General features: G+C 42.7%; 15 protein-coding genes. 8 read left to right on the forward strand and 7 right to left on the reverse strand.

All coding sequences use genetic code 11. The annotated features are described in order from the left end of the window. Positions 1-140: 140 nt before the first annotated feature. The 4 genes from ACSSS3_RS05185 to ACSSS3_RS05200 form a co-directional block, all read right to left on the reverse strand. Positions 141-2,492: a sodium-translocating pyrophosphatase gene (locus ACSSS3_RS05185; protein WP_228229043.1), complete on the reverse strand. Its 2,352-nt coding sequence runs from the start codon at positions 2,490-2,492 to the stop codon at positions 141-143. 142 nt (positions 2,493-2,634) lie between these two features. Next, positions 2,635-3,162, reverse strand: a complete 528-nt coding sequence (locus tag ACSSS3_RS05190) for an inorganic diphosphatase (protein WP_228229044.1) — start codon at positions 3,160-3,162, stop codon at positions 2,635-2,637. 162 nt (positions 3,163-3,324) lie between these two features. Further along, positions 3,325-5,817: a DUF5686 family protein gene (locus tag ACSSS3_RS05195; protein WP_442846689.1), complete on the reverse strand. Its 2,493-nt coding sequence runs from the start codon at positions 5,815-5,817 to the stop codon at positions 3,325-3,327. Between the two features lie 127 nt (positions 5,818-5,944). Continuing rightward, complete coding sequence (locus ACSSS3_RS05200; protein ID WP_442846690.1) at positions 5,945-6,922, reverse strand: pyruvate dehydrogenase complex E1 component subunit beta; 978 nt, start codon at positions 6,920-6,922, stop codon at positions 5,945-5,947. 273 nt (positions 6,923-7,195) lie between these two features. Between ACSSS3_RS05200 and ACSSS3_RS05205 the strand changes: the two genes are divergently transcribed. From ACSSS3_RS05205 to ACSSS3_RS05220, 4 genes are all read left to right on the forward strand, one after another. Next, positions 7,196-7,942 carry an electron transfer flavoprotein subunit beta/FixA family protein gene (locus ACSSS3_RS05205; RefSeq protein ID WP_442846691.1) on the forward strand — a complete coding sequence of 249 codons (747 nt, stop codon included), beginning with the start codon at positions 7,196-7,198 and terminating at the stop codon, positions 7,940-7,942. Positions 7,943-8,008: 66 nt separating this feature from the next. Next, positions 8,009-8,977 (forward strand): electron transfer flavoprotein subunit alpha/FixB family protein, encoded by a 969-nt coding sequence (locus tag ACSSS3_RS05210; RefSeq protein WP_442846692.1) that lies wholly within the window; start codon positions 8,009-8,011, stop codon positions 8,975-8,977. Between the two features lie 84 nt (positions 8,978-9,061). Then, a complete protein-coding gene (locus ACSSS3_RS05215) occupies positions 9,062-9,673 on the forward strand; it encodes a bifunctional nuclease family protein (RefSeq protein WP_228229049.1) in 612 nt (203 codons plus the stop codon). A 5-nt stretch (positions 9,674-9,678) separates the two neighbouring features. Continuing rightward, positions 9,679-11,091 carry a NupC/NupG family nucleoside CNT transporter gene (locus ACSSS3_RS05220; protein ID WP_228229050.1) on the forward strand — a complete coding sequence of 471 codons (1,413 nt, stop codon included), beginning with the start codon at positions 9,679-9,681 and terminating at the stop codon, positions 11,089-11,091. A gap of 14 nt (positions 11,092-11,105) precedes the next feature. On the opposite strand, the gene ACSSS3_RS05225 is transcribed toward ACSSS3_RS05220, so the two are convergent. Continuing rightward, positions 11,106-11,474 (reverse strand): hypothetical protein, encoded by a 369-nt coding sequence (locus ACSSS3_RS05225; RefSeq protein ID WP_228229051.1) that lies wholly within the window; start codon positions 11,472-11,474, stop codon positions 11,106-11,108. Positions 11,475-11,606: 132 nt separating this feature from the next. On the opposite strand from ACSSS3_RS05225, the gene ACSSS3_RS05230 reads away from it, so the two are divergent. The 4 genes from ACSSS3_RS05230 (at position 11,607) to ACSSS3_RS05245 (ending at position 15,123) form a co-directional block, all read left to right on the forward strand. Further along, entirely contained in the window at positions 11,607-12,458 is an 852-nt protein-coding gene (locus ACSSS3_RS05230) for a thymidylate synthase (protein WP_442846693.1), read from the forward strand. A 17-nt stretch (positions 12,459-12,475) separates the two neighbouring features. Then, positions 12,476-12,889: an energy transducer TonB gene (locus ACSSS3_RS05235; protein WP_228229053.1), complete on the forward strand. Its 414-nt coding sequence runs from the start codon at positions 12,476-12,478 to the stop codon at positions 12,887-12,889. Between the two features lie 85 nt (positions 12,890-12,974). Then, complete coding sequence (egtB, locus tag ACSSS3_RS05240) at positions 12,975-14,141, forward strand: ergothioneine biosynthesis protein EgtB (protein WP_442847402.1); 1,167 nt, start codon at positions 12,975-12,977, stop codon at positions 14,139-14,141. A gap of 7 nt (positions 14,142-14,148) precedes the next feature. Further along, entirely contained in the window at positions 14,149-15,123 is a 975-nt protein-coding gene (locus ACSSS3_RS05245) for an L-histidine N(alpha)-methyltransferase (protein WP_442846694.1), read from the forward strand. A 90-nt stretch (positions 15,124-15,213) separates the two neighbouring features. Here ACSSS3_RS05245 and ACSSS3_RS05250 read toward each other — a convergent pair whose 3' ends face one another. Together ACSSS3_RS05250 and ACSSS3_RS05255 are read right to left on the reverse strand one after the other, a co-directional pair. Next, complete coding sequence (locus ACSSS3_RS05250) at positions 15,214-15,504, reverse strand: isoamylase early set domain-containing protein (RefSeq protein WP_228229056.1); 291 nt, start codon at positions 15,502-15,504, stop codon at positions 15,214-15,216. 187 nt (positions 15,505-15,691) lie between these two features. Next, a complete protein-coding gene (locus ACSSS3_RS05255; protein ID WP_442846695.1) occupies positions 15,692-16,762 on the reverse strand; it encodes an aminotransferase class V-fold PLP-dependent enzyme in 1,071 nt (356 codons plus the stop codon). Positions 16,763-16,877: the final 115 nt, after the last annotated feature.

The raw sequence follows: 16,877 nt of genomic DNA on the forward strand, positions 1-16,877 counted from the left end.
TAGTCACTTCTTACACAACCTACGAAAGATTAATCCTTTTTTAACTTACCAGAACCGCGCAGTCAATCGATCAAAAAGAAAAAATCCCGGACGTAAATCCGGGATTTCTGAAGAACTTTATTCTGAAAAATAACTTCTGGTTATTGTTTTTCTTTTTGGATTCTTGCGAGTTCAGCCATTACTTCAGCTTCAGTTCCCTCAATTTCCTTTTTTATAGATGAAGTTATACCACCTTCAAGAATTCTGGTTTCTGTAATAGTAGCAACGGCATCATCATCACCAGTGACTACAACACTCATCTCCACTTGAACATCATTTTCATTTGAAGCGGTTATTTCTTCTGAATGCCCTCCTAAAATCGGAGCAATTACAAGGCCTACCAGACAGGTCAGCTTGATTAAAATGTTCATTGAAGGTCCTGAAGTATCTTTAAAGGGATCCCCTACCGTATCTCCGGTAACGGCTGCTTTGTGCGCATCACTACCTTTGTAAGTCATTTTACCATTGATTTCTACTCCGGCTTCAAATGACTTCTTGGCATTATCCCAGGCACCACCGGCATTGTTTTGAAAAATTGCCCACATTACTCCGGAAACACAAACACCTGCCATATACCCCCCAAGAGGCTCTGCACCAAAAATCAATCCCATAAGAATAGGCGTGATGATAGTTATCAAACCGGGCAGAATCATTTCGCGCAGCGCAGCCTGCGTAGAAATAGCCACACACTTACCGTATTCCGGCTTACCGGTCCCTTCCAGTATTCCGGGGATTTCACGGAACTGTCTGCGTACTTCCTGCACCATTTGCATCGCAGCTTTACCTACAGATTGCATCGCTAAAGCCGAGAATATAACCGGAATCATTCCCCCTACAAACAGCGCGGCGAGTACATCGGCTTTAAAAATATTGATTCCGTCAATTCCCGTAAAAGTTACGTAGGCAGCAAAAAGTGCCAAAGCCGTAAGTGCTGCTGAAGCAATCGCAAAACCTTTACCTACCGCAGCAGTCGTATTTCCTACCGAATCCAGAATATCGGTACGCTCACGCACGTGATCGTCGAGTTCACTCATCTCGGCAACTCCACCGGCATTATCTGCAATAGGTCCAAAAGCGTCAATAGCCAATTGCATCGCTGTGGTCGCCATCATCGCTGAAGCGGCAAGGGCAACACCATAAAAGCCGGCCAGTTCATACGAACCGTAGATCGCAGCAGCAAAAAGCAATACCGAAAGGAACGTCGATTTCATCCCAACCGCAAGACCGGCGATGATGTTAGTCGCCGCTCCGGTAGACGAGTTTTTCACAATATCGAGAACCGGACCTTTACCCAGACTGGTGTAATGTGCAGTCACCACCGAAATTAAAGCGCCCACAGCAAGGCCAATACACGCAGACCAGAACACATTTAGAGACGGAATGTCTTTATAGCCTTCGCCAAAAAATTGCATAGACATCATTTCAGGTAGCATCCAGTCGATGAGGAAATAACTCGCGATCAGGGTCAGGATGATCGCAACCCAGTTACCTAAATCAAGCGCTCGCTGAACCTGAGGTTCTTTAGCTTCATTATTTTTAATGCTTACGAGGAATGTACCAATGATGGAAGCCAAAATTCCAACTCCCGCAATCACTATCGGGAGTAAAATAGGCCCCATATTGTTAAAGGCATCGGTAAACTGTGCGCCCTGAGACATATCCTGTACCAGATAGTTACCCAAAACCATTGCGGCAAGTACGGTTGCTACATAGCTGCCAAAAAGGTCGGCACCCATTCCCGCAACATCCCCTACATTATCTCCAACGTTATCGGCAATAGTAGCCGGGTTACGCGGATCATCTTCAGGAATACCTGCTTCTACCTTACCTACAAGGTCTGCACCTACGTCGGCAGCCTTGGTATAAATACCGCCACCCACACGGGCGAATAGTGCAATAGACTCTGCTCCCAGAGAGAAACCGGCGAGGGTTTCGAGAACAACAGTCATTTCGTTATAGAAGTTTCCACCTTCGGTAAGGAAGCTTCCCATTAGGAATAAAAATATCAGACTCAAACCTAAAACCGCAAGACCGGCAACACCCAGCCCCATAACAGTTCCACCACCAAAACTAACTTTAAGCGCCTGTGGCAAACTGGTTTTTGCAGCTTCTGCAGTACGGGCGTTAGCATCTGTAGCAATACGCATCCCGATGTTTCCGGCAAGTGCAGAGAAAAATGCACCGATGATAAAAGCGGGCACAATCATCCAGCTGGTGGTATCTACCACATACGAGATCCCAAATAACAAGGCTGAAGCGATCACCACAAAGATGAGTAACAGGCGATATTCTGCAGCCAGAAACGCAAGTGCACCTTCCTTAATACTTTTTGAAATGCTTTGCATACGCTCATTACCGGCAGCCTGCTTCTTGACCCAGGCCATTTTGATAAACATAAAAACCAGTCCTAAAACGGCCAGTGCAATAGGCACGTAGATGATATTTTGTTCCATAAATATGTATTTGATTGTTAAAAATGAAGTGCTAATGTAACAAAAATGCGATAAATATAAACTTAAGCTTAATTCACCGAGAATATATAACAAAAAAAGGCCGCAAATTGCGGCCTTTATAAATTTATTGAAGGTATCTTAATTAATCGATACTCACTTCTTCTTTGGGTACATCACTGGTGCGGTAACGGTCTATGCATTGACCGATGATTTCCTTAGCTTCAGCCACGTCTCCAAAACCTCCTACATCTACCTTTTTCTTTTCAAGATCTTTATAAACCTGAAAGAAATGCTCGATTTCTTTGATAAGGTGTGGATTTAGTTCACTTAAATCTGTAGTGCTGCTTGCGATAGGATCGCTCACAGGTACACAGATAATTTTCTCATCAGGACCTTTCTCGTCGGTCATATGAAAAACACCAATAGGCTTCACCTCCATAACACAACCGGGGAAAGTAGGCTCTGTCACTAATACCAAAACGTCAAGTGGATCTCCATCTAACGCAAGTGTTTTAGGTATAAAACCGTAATCTGCAGGATACATCATTGAAGAGAAAATCATACGATCGTAACGTATTTTTTTCAGCTTGAAGTCGTACTCGTACTTATTGCGGCTTCCTTTTGGAATCTCGATCAGGACATCAAAAGTGGTAATTTTATCTGCTGTCATTTTATTTCTGGTTAAATTTTCTTTTCGCCTTAAAAGGGCTGCAAAAATAGGCCAAAACTCAGGCTGTCACAAGTAAAACAGGTTAAAAGAAAAGCATCCGGTATTTTATATCGTTTTCGTAAAACGAAATTCTTTAAATACTGATTTACAGAAGCTTGATTTTTAAAATGAAAATTCTAAAGCCCCGGTTATTCCAAATTTACGCGCCTCAGGCAAATCCAGATAATTACCTCTGAAGTTGAAATCAATACGTAAAACCTTAAGAATATTGCCTACCCCAAAACTGTATTCATAATAGGGTTTGTCATCAGGAGCGAGGTATTCAACGCCCGAAGCATTGATGAGGCGGTTTTCATCGGATACCGATCCCCAGGCACCCTTGATGCCCACGATTTCCCGAAGATTCAATTTTCTTAAGAAGGGAATGCGACCAAAGATTCTTCCGCCGAAATTATGCTCTAAATGCGCGGTGAGGTAGGTGTCTGTCACAAACTCATAAAAGTTCAACTGCGGAAACGTACCGTAAATCGAAAAGAGGTTTTGGTTACCGGGAATCACACTCATAAGTCCCAAAGGCACTTCACCAAAAGTTTTACCGGCTTCAATAACCGAACTAAAGGTCCCCAAACCTCCCATTCGCCAGGGTTGTCTATAGGAAAGCTGAATTTTTTCGTAGTCAAAATCGCTTTCAAAAAGTCCTTCAACGCCTTTGGTATACCCCACAAAAATGGTAGGAAACCACTCGTTGCTCGTGGTACGCTCTACCCCGTATCCCGAGGTGCGCTTACCCGGCTCAAAAATGGTGCTTACCACCATCTCGGTTTGCTTTACCTGAGATTTGATTTCGCTTTGCGTAAAATCGGTATAATAATCCAGATTGAAGCTAGGCGAAGCAGATTCAAGCGTGCGATACGACAAATCATAACGCACTTTCAGGTTCTTTAAAAATTCAGCTTCAATGGCAAAGTTGGCCAACTTAATACTCGTTAGCTGATCGTTATTCCCCACCGTTACGAGCGAAGACGAGGCCAGGTTTCTGCCCAAAACATCGGTAGAAGTCGTGAGACTTGCGGCAATTTGCTCCACATCCTGGCGGTAACCGCCACTCAAAATGAGTCGGGATTTAGCATCGAGCAATACCTTACCCGAAATACCAAACTTAAATTTCTCATCTTTAAAGCCGTAAGCTCCAAAACCTTCCAGTCGCCAGGGATCATTTTGCCCAAAATAGGTGCGGGCGCCCAGACGCAAGCGCAAACCTTCCACATCATTAAAACCAAATACCGAAAAGATAGGGCCTATATCCAGATTGGCACGATCCCACTCATAATAACCGCTTACCAGCATGGCTCCGGCATCATAAAACCGCTGAAACTTAGGCACTTTTTTAAGGGAATCGAGCATCACATAAACTCCCTTTTCGTCCTTGCTTAAGGGCTCAAGGCGCTTCTCTTCCCAAAAATCATCGGGCTTGGTATAGACCGTTTCATCGTACTGCGTGACGCGCTCATCGTAAAAATCTTCTTCGCGCTTTTGATCAAACTTGTAATCGTCAAAAAGCGTGGTACGCTTCCCGTAAACACCACGGCTTCCTTCTTTTTTTCGCAAAGCGAAATCGGAAAGGAAATAATCCCGTGTGATCAGGAAAACCGAATCGTTTAGCACCTCAAACTCCTGCTCAATATAAATCTCCTTAACCCAGTTGATATTGGCACTTTTATTAACCTGCAGGTTGATTTCCTTAATCGCCCAGGTGGTATCATTTACCCAAAAATCTCCCTTAAAGGTAAGTTCAGCCGGTCTCCGCGGGTAGTAAATGATGTTGTAACACCATTTGTTTTTGATGAAAGCACTGTCTGCCAGCACATAATTATAGGTGTCAATACCGGTTGTAGAAAGCGGACTCACAAAACTTTTATCAAAAAACTTCAGGTAATTGTCATATACGTTGAAGTCATTGTACAATTCCTGAATGAAAGCTATCAAGGTTTGATTGGTATTAAAACCGCTGTTTCGGTTTCCTTTAAGCTCTTCTTTTTCCTTGCCCAAAACATTATCTCCATACACCTTACTGCTGCGCTCGTTTATAAAGATGGGCAGGTATGTTTTTCCGGTAATTCGGGAGGTATCCATCTGGTCAAAGATGAATTCCATTTTATTAAAAATCTTGCTGTTTATAAGCGAACTGTCTATGGTATTGAGGTCAAACTCTACCTTCTCGTATTTATCGTACTCATACTGCTTAAACTGGCTGAGTCCGTTAGAGCGTTTGTTTGCCCATATTTTTCGCAGGATATCAATCGCCGGGTTGTTCTTTTTAGATTGCTTTCCGCTATAAATAACTACTTCGCTTAAGCTTTCGGTTTCTTCTTTAAGCGTGATTTCGAGATTGTAATTCACCTTTTGGGGCAGATCGACCACGAGAGACTCAAAACCTACAAAGGAAACTTTCAATTGATTGTAAGTAGCATCAGACTGAATGTAAAACCTTCCGTCCTCATTTGTTATGGTACCTTCAGTAGAACCTGCAAAAACCACATTTGCAAAAGGTATGGCATTTCCACCCTGATCTACAACGAGTCCACCTGCTTTGGTCTGCGCGTTTAGCATTAAAGGAGTTGTAAAAAGTAGCAGAACAAGAATTAAATACTTCATAAAGGCTAAGTAGGCTTTTGGGGAATTCCTTACGCTAAGGTCTAAACTATTTTGATTAGAAACCGCTAGTAATAAAAAAAGCTTCATCTGAATGATCAAATGAAGCTTCAAAGATAGTAGTCTCAGACTACCTGTACAGTACTTTTTTAACCGCTTTAACAACATCATTGCTATTAGGCAACCATTCTTTAAGCAGTACAGGAGAATACGGTGCAGGTGTATCTGCAGTATTTATTTTTACGATTGGGGCATCCAGAAAATCAAATGCCTTTTCCTGAACCTGATACGTGATCTCGGTAGATACGTTACCAAATGGCCAGGCCTCCTCAAGAATCACCAGACGGTTTGTTTTCTTTACCGACTTAAGTACGGTATCAATATCCAGTGGCCTAACGGTTCTCAGGTCGATAATCTCGCAGGAGATTCCGTCTTTTTCAAGTTCTTCAGCAGCGGTGTAAGCTTCCTTGATGATTTTACCAAAGGAAACGATAGTCACATCGGTACCTTCACGCTTGATGTCTGCAACACCTATTGGAATCAGGTACTCACCTTCGGGCACTTCGCCTTTATCCCCATACATCTGCTCACTTTCCATAAAGATAACCGGATCGTCATCACGGATGGCAGATTTAAGCAATCCTTTAGCATCAGCAGGGTTAGAAGGCACGATAACTTTTAGACCCGGAGTATTTGCAAACCAGTTTTCAAAAGCCTGAGAGTGCGTGGCACCTAACTGACCGGCAGAAGCCGTAGGACCTCTAAAAACGATTGGACAGTTAAACTGACCTCCTGACATCTGGCGTATTTTTGCAGCGTTATTGATGATCTGATCAATACCTACCAGAGAGAAGTTAAAGGTCATATACTCTACAATAGGGCGGCATCCGTTCATAGCACTACCTATCGCAATCCCGGCAAAACCAAGCTCAGAGATGGGAGTGTCGATCACACGGTCTGGGCCAAACTCATCGAGCATGCCTTTTGAAGCCTTATAGGCACCGTTGTATTCTGCCACTTCCTCACCCATAAGGTAAACAGCCTCATCACGACGCATTTCTTCGCTCATAGCCTCGCAAACGGCTTCCCTAAATTGTATTGTTTTCATAAATAAAAATGGATGTAACGTGTCTTTTCTTTCAACTAATTTTTAATGTGATATGCCTTTAATGCTGAAACTAACAACCGCATTAGAACGACATATATATCACTGCATTCTGAGGAAAAACCCCATTTTAAACAGGGAGAGCAAAAATAGGAATTAAATCGTCGGCAAGGAATTGCTTTTAACTAAATTTTGTTATGCGTGCATAGGAAATTTCAGATATTAATGCTTATTTTCGTAGCGAAAACGAAATAGTTACTTTTTAAAGCAATATATATGAAAATTTTAGTGTGCATCAGTCACGTGCCTGATACGACCTCGAAAATCAATTTCACAGACAATAATACCAAATTTGACACAAACGGAGTACAGTTTGTGATAAATCCTAATGACGAGTTTGGCCTTACCCGCGCTATGTGGTTTAAAGAAAAGCAGGGTGCGACTGTAGATATTGTAAATGTTGGTGGTACTGAAACCGAGCCTACCCTGCGTAAGGCCCTGGCCATTGGCGCAGATACTGCGATACGTATAGACACCGAAGCTCTTGATGGTTTTCAGGTTGCTAAAGAACTGAGTGTTGTAGCTAAAGAAGGCAACTACGATCTAATCATCGCCGGTCGTGAGTCTATTGATTATAACGGCGGGATGGTTCCCGGAATGTTGGCTAACCTTATCGGTGCCAGCTTTGTAAACACCTGCATCAGCCTTGAAGTAGAGGGAGATACTGCTACTGCCATTCGCGAAATAGACGGTGGTAAGGAAACCGTTTCTGCAAAACTGCCTCTTGTTATAGGTGGTCAGAAAGGTTTGGTTGAAGAAAGCGATTTACGCATCCCCAATATGCGCGGAATTATGATGGCCCGTAAAAAACCGCTTACGGTTAAAGAACCCGCTGGTGCTTCCGCAGAAACCGCAGCAGTATCTTTTGAAAAGCCTGCTCCAAAAGGCGAAGTAAAACTCATAGATCCTGATAATCTGGATCAACTTATTGATTTGCTTCACAACGAGGCCAAGGCCATCTAAGATCAACCTCAATAATCAGGAACGAATTTTTTTTCGCAATTGCGAAATCCTAAAAAAATAAAGAATATGTCAGTTTTAGTATATACAGAATCAGAAGAAGGAAAATTTAAAAAGACCGCTTACGAAGTAGTAAGCTATGCCCGTGGTATTGCAGATATGCTGGGCACCACCGTAACCGCTGTGGCGTTTAATGCTGATGAAACCGCTTCGCTGGGCACTTATGGTGCAGACAAGGTCATGCACGTTAAAAATGACAAGCTCGGCAAATTTAACGCCAATGCCTACGCAGCAGCCATTACTCAGGCAGCACAACAGGAAAGCGCTAAAGTAATCGTGTTAAGCAGCAGTGCTAATGCCAAATACCTCGCTCCATTGCTCGCTATTGACCTGCAAGCAGGCTATGCTTCAAACGTAGTGGCGCTACCGGAAAGCGAATCTCCTTTTAAAGTAAAACGTACGGCGTTTACCAATAAAGCGTTCAATCATACCGAAATTAAAACCGATGTGAAAATCGTAGGTCTTTCTAAAAACAGTTTTGGCCTTAAAGAGTCTCAAAAAGAAGCTTCGGAAGCAGCTTTTGAACCCGGTCTTGATGATAAACATTTCAATATTGAAGTAAAATCTGTTGACAAGGCCAAAGACAAGGTTACCATTGCCGATGCAGAAATCGTAGTTAGCGGTGGTCGCGGACTTAAAGGCCCTGAAAACTGGGGAATGATTGAAGAAATGGCTGATATTCTGGGTGCCGCTACCGCTTGTTCTAAACCCGTATCAGATATGGGATGGAGACCGCACGGCGAGCACGTGGGGCAAACCGGTAAGCCTGTAGCCTCTAACCTGTACATTGCTATTGGTATTTCCGGAGCGATACAGCACCTCGCAGGAATCAATGCCTCTAAAACCAAAGTAGTCATCAATACCGATCCTGAAGCTCCCTTTTTCAAGGCCGCAGACTACGGGATTGTAGGTGATGCTTTTGATGTGGTGCCCCGTTTAAATGAAAAATTAAAAGAGTTTAAAGCAAACAACTCCTAGTTTTAAAAGCATAAAAGTCTAAAGGCTGTTTAAATTGTGATGTTAATCCGGTTTTAAACAGCCTTTTTTATATTTTTACACCCTATGAGTTTAGTGCGCTTAAATATAAAAGGGATATCGTACAGCCAGACGCAAAACGGCGCGTACGCATTAATTCTGAGTGAAGTAGAAGGTGACCGTAAGTTGCCTATTGTCATAGGAGCCTTTGAAGCTCAATCTATCGCTATCGCTTTAGAGAAAGAGATCAAGCCTCCACGGCCGCTTACCCACGATCTTTTTAAAAATTTTGCAGACCGGTTTGACATTCAGGTAAAGCAGGTGATTATTCACAAGCTTGTAGACGGGGTGTTTTACAGCAGCATTATCTGCGAGCGCGAGGGCACCGAAGAGATCATCGATGCCCGCACCAGTGACGCAATCTCGCTGGCGCTGCGTTTTAACGCTCCTATTTTTACCTATAAAAATATTCTGGAAAAAGCCGGTATCTATTTAAAAGGTTCTGAAAGTGATTCCAGACCCGAAGATGATGTACTGGTAGATCAGCTGGTTGTTGACGATCCTGAAGAAGCAGAGCCAAGAAGCGATTACAAAAAGCTTTCGCTTAGTGAACTCAATTCCCTGCTCGAGCAAGCCGTTGCGGCTGAAGACTACGAAGCCGCAGCTAAAATCAGGGACGAAATTTCTAAACGCAATTAAACTTGATGCGAAAATTACTCCCGTTACTCATCCTTCTTTTAAGTACAGTTAGTTCATTTGCGCAAAGTCTGCAGGAAACCTTACCGGTAGCCGCTTCTAAAGAAATTATCCCAAACGCCGGTTTTTCATTTGACAGCCTTTGGCGCGGGGTTTTGGGAATGCTTTGCCTATTGGTGATCGCCTACTTATTGAGCAACAACAGGAAAGCGATAAACTGGAAAACCATTGGGGTTGGGCTTGCAGCACAGCTTTTACTGGCCATTGGCGTTTTGCGCGTCCCGTTTGTGCAGAGAGCCTTCGAGTTTGTAGGCAAAATATTCGTCAAAATCCTTGATTTTACCGCAGCAGGAAGTGAGTTTCTTTTGGGCGGAATGATGGACGTTAACAGTTATGGCTTTATTTTTATTTTTCAGGTATTGCCCACAATCATCTTTTTCTCAGCACTTACTTCAGTTCTTTTTTATCTGGGCGTTGTGCAGATCGTTGTAAAGGGAATGGCCTGGGTACTTACCAAATTAATGAATATCTCAGGTGCCGAAAGTTTATCGGTTGCCGGAAACATATTTCTGGGACAAACCGAAGCCCCACTGATGATTAAAGCCTATCTGGAGCGTATGACGCGTTCTGAAATCCTGCTGGTCATGATTGGCGGAATGGCTACTGTGGCCGGCGGCGTACTCGCTGCATACATAGGTTTTTTAGGAGGCGATGACAACGCCTTAAGACTTGAGTTTGCGAGGCATTTGCTTGCTGCTTCGGTAATGGCAGCACCAGGAGCAATCGTGATTTCAAAACTTTTATATCCGCAACAGGAGCCTATTGATTCCCGTGTGGAAGTTTCGCAGGATAAAATTGGCGCAAATATTCTTGACGCTATTGCTACAGGTACAACCGAGGGTCTAAAACTTGCCGCAAACGTTGGTGCGATGTTACTGGTTTTTGTAGCATTTATAGCGATGATCAACTACGGCTTCGAAAAAATAGGTGAAGTCACCACGCTCAACAGCTTCCTAGCGGAAAACACCCCGTATCCTAAATTCTCCTTAGAGTCTGTTTTGGGGACTTTATTTGCCCCGCTTATGTGGCTTATAGGTGTTGCTTCAGAAGATGTGATGCTTATGGGACAATTGCTGGGTATCAAACTCGCTGCGAGTGAGTTTGTAGGATACATTCAGCTGGCCGAGCTTAAAAATCCGCTTAACGAATTGAGCTTTACCTATCAAAAGTCGGTGATTATGGCTACCTATATGCTCTGTGGATTTGCCAATTTTGCCTCTATCGGAATACAAATAGGCGGCATTGGTTCTTTGGCACCTAAACAACGAAAAACCTTGTCTGAATTTGGTTTAAAAGCCGTGATTGGTGGTACGCTTGCGTCCTTGCTATCTGCAACTATAGCAGGTATGATTATAGGATAAAGAAGCCGGAAGCGTTAATCGAAGGTTCGTGCCCAGTGCTCTGCAGCTTCGTAGCTTGTAAAAAAAGCAAAAGAGCCTTTGATGTAATTCTGCTCTTTAATCAATTCATCGCGCCTTTTAGCCACATCCGGAGAAACAACCGCTACCGCTTTCATTTTAGAAAGATTCAGCGATTTAATAAAACTGGGATCTAGTGAGGTCCCCAGACCTCTTTCAGAAATAAATACGTACTTATCAGAGCCGTAAAAGCTTTCAACATCGGCAAAAATTTGTTTAGAATTTTCGAGTACAACCTCCTTCAAGTCTTCATTAAACTTGAAATGAATGAACTTGGCGTAATATTTTGCCTCTCCGAAGGAATAGGTAATGGTTTTTAACAGCATCGAATAAAAGTAACAAATTATTGTAAAAACGAGTGAGCGAATATACGTTAATAAGTATTTAGTAAAAATTCCAAAATTGGAGTTTCAAAGCAGAGCTTATATTTAATTTTAAAGGCTGAAAATTTTCAAACTATGAAGCAATATCACGACTTAGTAAAACATATTCTGAATGAAGGCGTTCAAAAGGGAGACCGCACCGGTACAGGAACCCTGAGCGTTTTTGGCTATCAAATGCGCTTTGACTTAAGTGAAGGTTTCCCGATGGTAACCACTAAAAAACTGCATCTGAAATCGATTATTTACGAATTGCTCTGGTTTTTAAAAGGAGACACCAATATTGCCTATCTACAGGAAAATGGGGTTCGCATCTGGAATGAATGGGCCGATGAAAATGGAGATCTTGGCCCTGTTTACGGCCATCAATGGCGCAACTGGAACAGTGAGGAGATCGACCAGATCACCGAAGTTGTTGAAACGCTAAAAACCAACCCCAACAGCAGACGCATGCTCGTTTCGGCTTGGAATCCCAGTGTAATGCCAGATACCCGCAAATCGTTTGCAGAAAATGTGGCTAACGGCAAAGCAGCGCTGCCTCCCTGCCACGCGTTTTTTCAGTTCTATGTGGCACCCGGTAATCCCGATGCCGAAGACAAACGCCCCCGCTTATCCTGCCAGCTTTATCAGCGCAGTGCAGATGTATTTCTGGGAGTGCCCTTCAATATCGCTTCCTACGCACTTTTTACGATGATGGTCGCTCAGGTTTGCGATTATGCTCCCGGTGATTTTGTACACACCTTTGGCGATGCCCACATCTACAACAACCACATCGAGCAATTAAATTTGCAATTGAGCCGGGAAATACGCAACTTACCGACGATTAAATTAAATCCTGAAGTAAAAGACTTATTTAGTTTTACGTTTGAGGACTTTACTTTAGAAAATTACGACCCGCATCCTCATATTAAAGGAGCAGTCGCTGTATAACCCCAAATCTTCAAGTCATGAAAAAATTCTTAATCATCGCCCTTCTGGCCTTTTTTGGCAACACCTATGCACAGGAAGGAATCACCGTATCGGGAAATGCCATTAGCATCCGTGAAGTTCCACCGGTGTGGCCGGGTTGCTCAGGTTCTGATGCAGACAAAAAAGCCTGCTTCAAAAAACAACTGGTAAATCACGTAGTTACCAATTTCAAATTTCCGGAAGGTTATAAAAAAGGAACGGTTAAAGAACCGGTAATCGTTGATTTTGTGATCAATGAAGAGGGGAAACCGCAAATCCTAGGTGTTAAAGGAGGCACTAAACCCCTTCAGGAAGAAGCCAAGCGCAACATAATGGCCATCCCTCAAATGACACCGGGACAGGCAGGCGGTAAACCCCGGGCTATTAAATACTCGATGCCCTTTACCTTTTAACGCGGGCTTAACTTCTAGCAATCAGGAGCTATACTTTTTAAATTGTAACTTTGAGAATAACTCTTAGTTATAATTCATTGGTATGATTGTTAGCACAACTGCTCTTCTCGACTTTTTATTGGAAACCCGCAAGCATAGCGAGACCCTATGTAAACCTTTACAGATCGAGGATTACGTGGTGCAGCCTATCGAAGATGTATCGCCGCCAAAATGGCATTTGGGTCACACCACCTGGTTTTTTGAAGATTTTATTCTGAAAAAACACAAACCCGGTTACAAAGAATACAATTCGCAATTTTCCTTTGTTTTCAACAGTTACTACGAAAGTATGGGTGCCCGCGTGGTGCGCACCGATCGCGGAAACCTTTCACGCCCCACAGTTAATGAGATTTACGACTACCGCAACTACGTCACTGCACAATTGAAAGATTGGCTGAGCGATGAAAAAAACCTGACGCCCGAAATTGAGAGCCTTGTAGAAATAGGCATTCATCACGAAAAACAGCATCAGGAACTGTTGCTTACCGACATCAAATACATTCTGGGAAATAATCCGCTGCTGCCCACTTATTCTGAAAGTTTTCAGGAAAATAAGCCTGTTTCTGATTCTCAAAAATGGATTCAGATCGACGCCGGAATTTATGAAATAGGCCACGAGGGCTCAGATTTCTGTTACGATAATGAATTGGGCAGGCACAAGGTATATCTCAACCCATTTGAGATTTCAAACACACTGGTCACCAATGCAGAATATCTTGAATTCATAGAGGCAGGCGGCTATGAGCATGCCCTGCTCTGGCATAGTGAAGGCTGGGCCTGGGTTTCTGCAAACACCATTAAAGCACCTCAATACTGGCATACCGCAGACGGTGTGAGCATGCATTATACCCTCGGCGGTTATAAACCCCTTAATCTTGAAGCACCCGTGACGCACATCTCCTATTACGAAGCTTTCGCCTATGCCCAGTGGCGCGGTCTGCGCCTTCCTACCGAGTATGAGTGGGAAGCTGCTCAGGAGCATTTCAATTGGGGAGAGCGTTGGGAATGGACCGAAAGTGCTTATTTGCCTTACCCCGGTTACACCAAAGCTCCGGGAGCATTGGGTGAATACAACGGCAAATTTATGGTTAATCAAAAAACGCTTCGCGGTGGTTCGGTAGCCACTTCAGCAAATCATACCCGTCCTACCTACCGCAATTTTTTCCATCCCCATCTACGCTGGCAATTCACCGGGATTCGTTTAGCGAAATAACAGCATTATGAAGACGAAAAAAACCGGACAGCAGTTCGACACTACCTTTCATAAGGAAATTTACGAGGGCCTTACTGCCTTCCCGAAATACATTTCTTCCAAATGGTTCTACGATAAGGAAGGAGATCATCTTTTTCAGCAAATCATGCATCTTCCGGAATATTACCTTACCGGTTGTGAGTATGAAATTTTAGATACTCATACTAACGAAATTGCTTCTTTATTTTCAGGAAAAGATGGCTTTGAACTGGTAGAACTGGGCGCCGGTGACGGTAAAAAAACAAAGGTTTTACTAAACCATCTCGTAGCCAAAAACATTCCCGTAACCTACAAGCCTATTGACATCAGTCAAAATGCTTTAGACAATCTGGAACAGGATTTACAGATAAGCTTACCGGATTTACAGGTTGTAACCCAACAGGGAACTTACTTTGAGGTTTTAGAAAAGCTGTGCAAGCGATCTGGCCAAAAGAAGACCGTAATAATGGTTTTGGGTTCTAACATAGGTAATCTCAATCACGAGCACGCCGTGAGTTTCCTTTCAGACATTCAAAAATGCATGACGGCAGATGACTTGCTGTTTATGGGCTTTGATCGGAAAAAAGATCCCACGGTTATTCTAAATGCCTATAATGACAGTCAGGGTGTGACCGAAGCATTTAATAAAAATGTACTGAAACGCATCAATAAAAGCCTAGACGCTAATTTTGATTGCGAAGCCTTTAAACACTGGCCCACTTACGATCCCGAGACGGGTACAACAAAGAGCTTTTTGGTTAGCACCAAAGCCCAAAAAGTAAATCTGAATAAGTTGAACCTCGAGATTAACCTATCGCCCTGGGAAAGCATTCATACCGAAATATCCCAAAAGTATGACGACCACATTGTTGACTGGCTTGCACGCCAATCTGGTCTTCGGGTTATTCAACAATTTGAAGATTCAAAACGCTATTTTACAGACTACGTGTTTAAAAAACTTTAAAACACAGAACTCCTTTTAAAAAAGCGGTAACTAAAAAAGCCGTCAGGACCTAATGGTTTTGACGGCTTTTGAGGTGTACAACACTTTCTGCTAAAGCGTCAAAAGACTGTTTTCGGCTCCGGCAAATTCATTAAACTTATAGCCGTCTGCTTCAGGCTCATTTACCCATTCTCCATCTACAGAATAACGAAATTCGTAAGTAGCATCAACAGGTATATTGAGTTGTCCTTTAAAAGAACCGTTTTTTAGTTTTTTAAGTTCAGTCTTTTCCCAGTCGTTAAAATCACCGGCAACAGCCACTGCATTTGCATCAGCATCAAGCACGGTAAAAGTAACTTTACACTCGGGTTTCGATTTTAAAAATTGTTTCGTAATTGGCATAACAAATTCATTTAAGTTGGTTCAAATTTAAAACTGAAATCGCATAAAACCCAAAAAATCAGGTATTTATGCTCATTTTTTCGAATATCTCAGTCAGAGCGGATAACTATCTTATATTCCTGATTACGAAATCGTTTTTGAAAAATAAATCCATAATATATTAACGCTCAAAACCTTATCGATAATGCTAAATTAACTTCAAAAGCTTCTGTATGTCTGATTCTGTATTAAAATAATGGAAACTAACCCGAATTCCCGATCCGCGCAAAGAGCAGATGACATCATTAGCCCGAAGCTTTTCGAAAGTTTTCTCATCGCCTTTAATCGTGTAAAAAGGCCCGTGAATTTTTCGCTTGAGCACTTCGTCACTAAGCAAATTGCGTTCTGCGAAAGCTTCAAATGCAAACTGCTGTAATTTTTGAATTTGATCGGTGATCGAAGCAAAACCTATTTTCCTTACCAAACCTAGTGCCGCCTGTAGGCTACCCATATTTAAGGTGTCCAGATGACCGGGCTCCATTCGGCTTATTAAATTAAAATCTTCAGACTTATACTTACCTCTATCTGAGCCAAAACCCAGATTTTTGGGCTTCAGGCGTTCTTCTACTGCGGGTTTAAAGAGGAAAAAAGCATTCCCATAACCGGCATTCAACCATTTATAAGCGCTGGCCCCAAGGATGTCTATTCCGCTTTGGCCAAAATCAAAATCTTCTATCCCCACATATTGGGTACCGTCTGCAATAATCAGCAGGCCGGGGTTATTCTCCTTTAATTGCTTCAGAAATTCAAAATCAATGCGTATTCCATTCAAATATTGAATCAGACTCAGGCAAAGTACATCGGGTTTGTGTTTTATAACGGCCTGCTCAATATTATCTTCGAGCCATTCATCAATTCGCGCATACTGGATATCAAAACCACGCTGCTCTACCGCCCAGTTTATAGATGGGTAATCTACATCAAGCAGCAAAAAACGGGTGTTGGCGTCAAATGCTTCCAGCAAGGCATTAAAACCAATCGAAAAGCTGGGATGCAGCGAGGTATATTGCGGGGTATGGTGAAAAAAACGGGCAACATCTTCGCGCACCTTATCAATAAATGCCCCCTGCTCATCTTTCAAAATACTACCCAGCACGAGATAGTCAAGATCGTGATTTTGTCTGAAGTCTAAAACCGTTTCGGACAATAATCCAGACCCGGCAGTATTAAGATGTACGTAACTTGATGTAAGAGGAAATTCCTTTTTTAGGTTTTTCATAAGGTAAAAGCATAAGTATTTCTTGTAAATTTAACCAGTTCCAGTAAAGGTAAAGCCCAGATAGCGCATTACTTTACAATTTGCTGTTAATCTGCAAAATCTATTTATACAAATA

The organism is Leeuwenhoekiella sp. H156, assembly GCF_052218455.1.
In the GTDB taxonomy this organism is placed as follows: Bacteria; Bacteroidota; Bacteroidia; order Flavobacteriales; family Flavobacteriaceae; genus Leeuwenhoekiella; species Leeuwenhoekiella parthenopeia.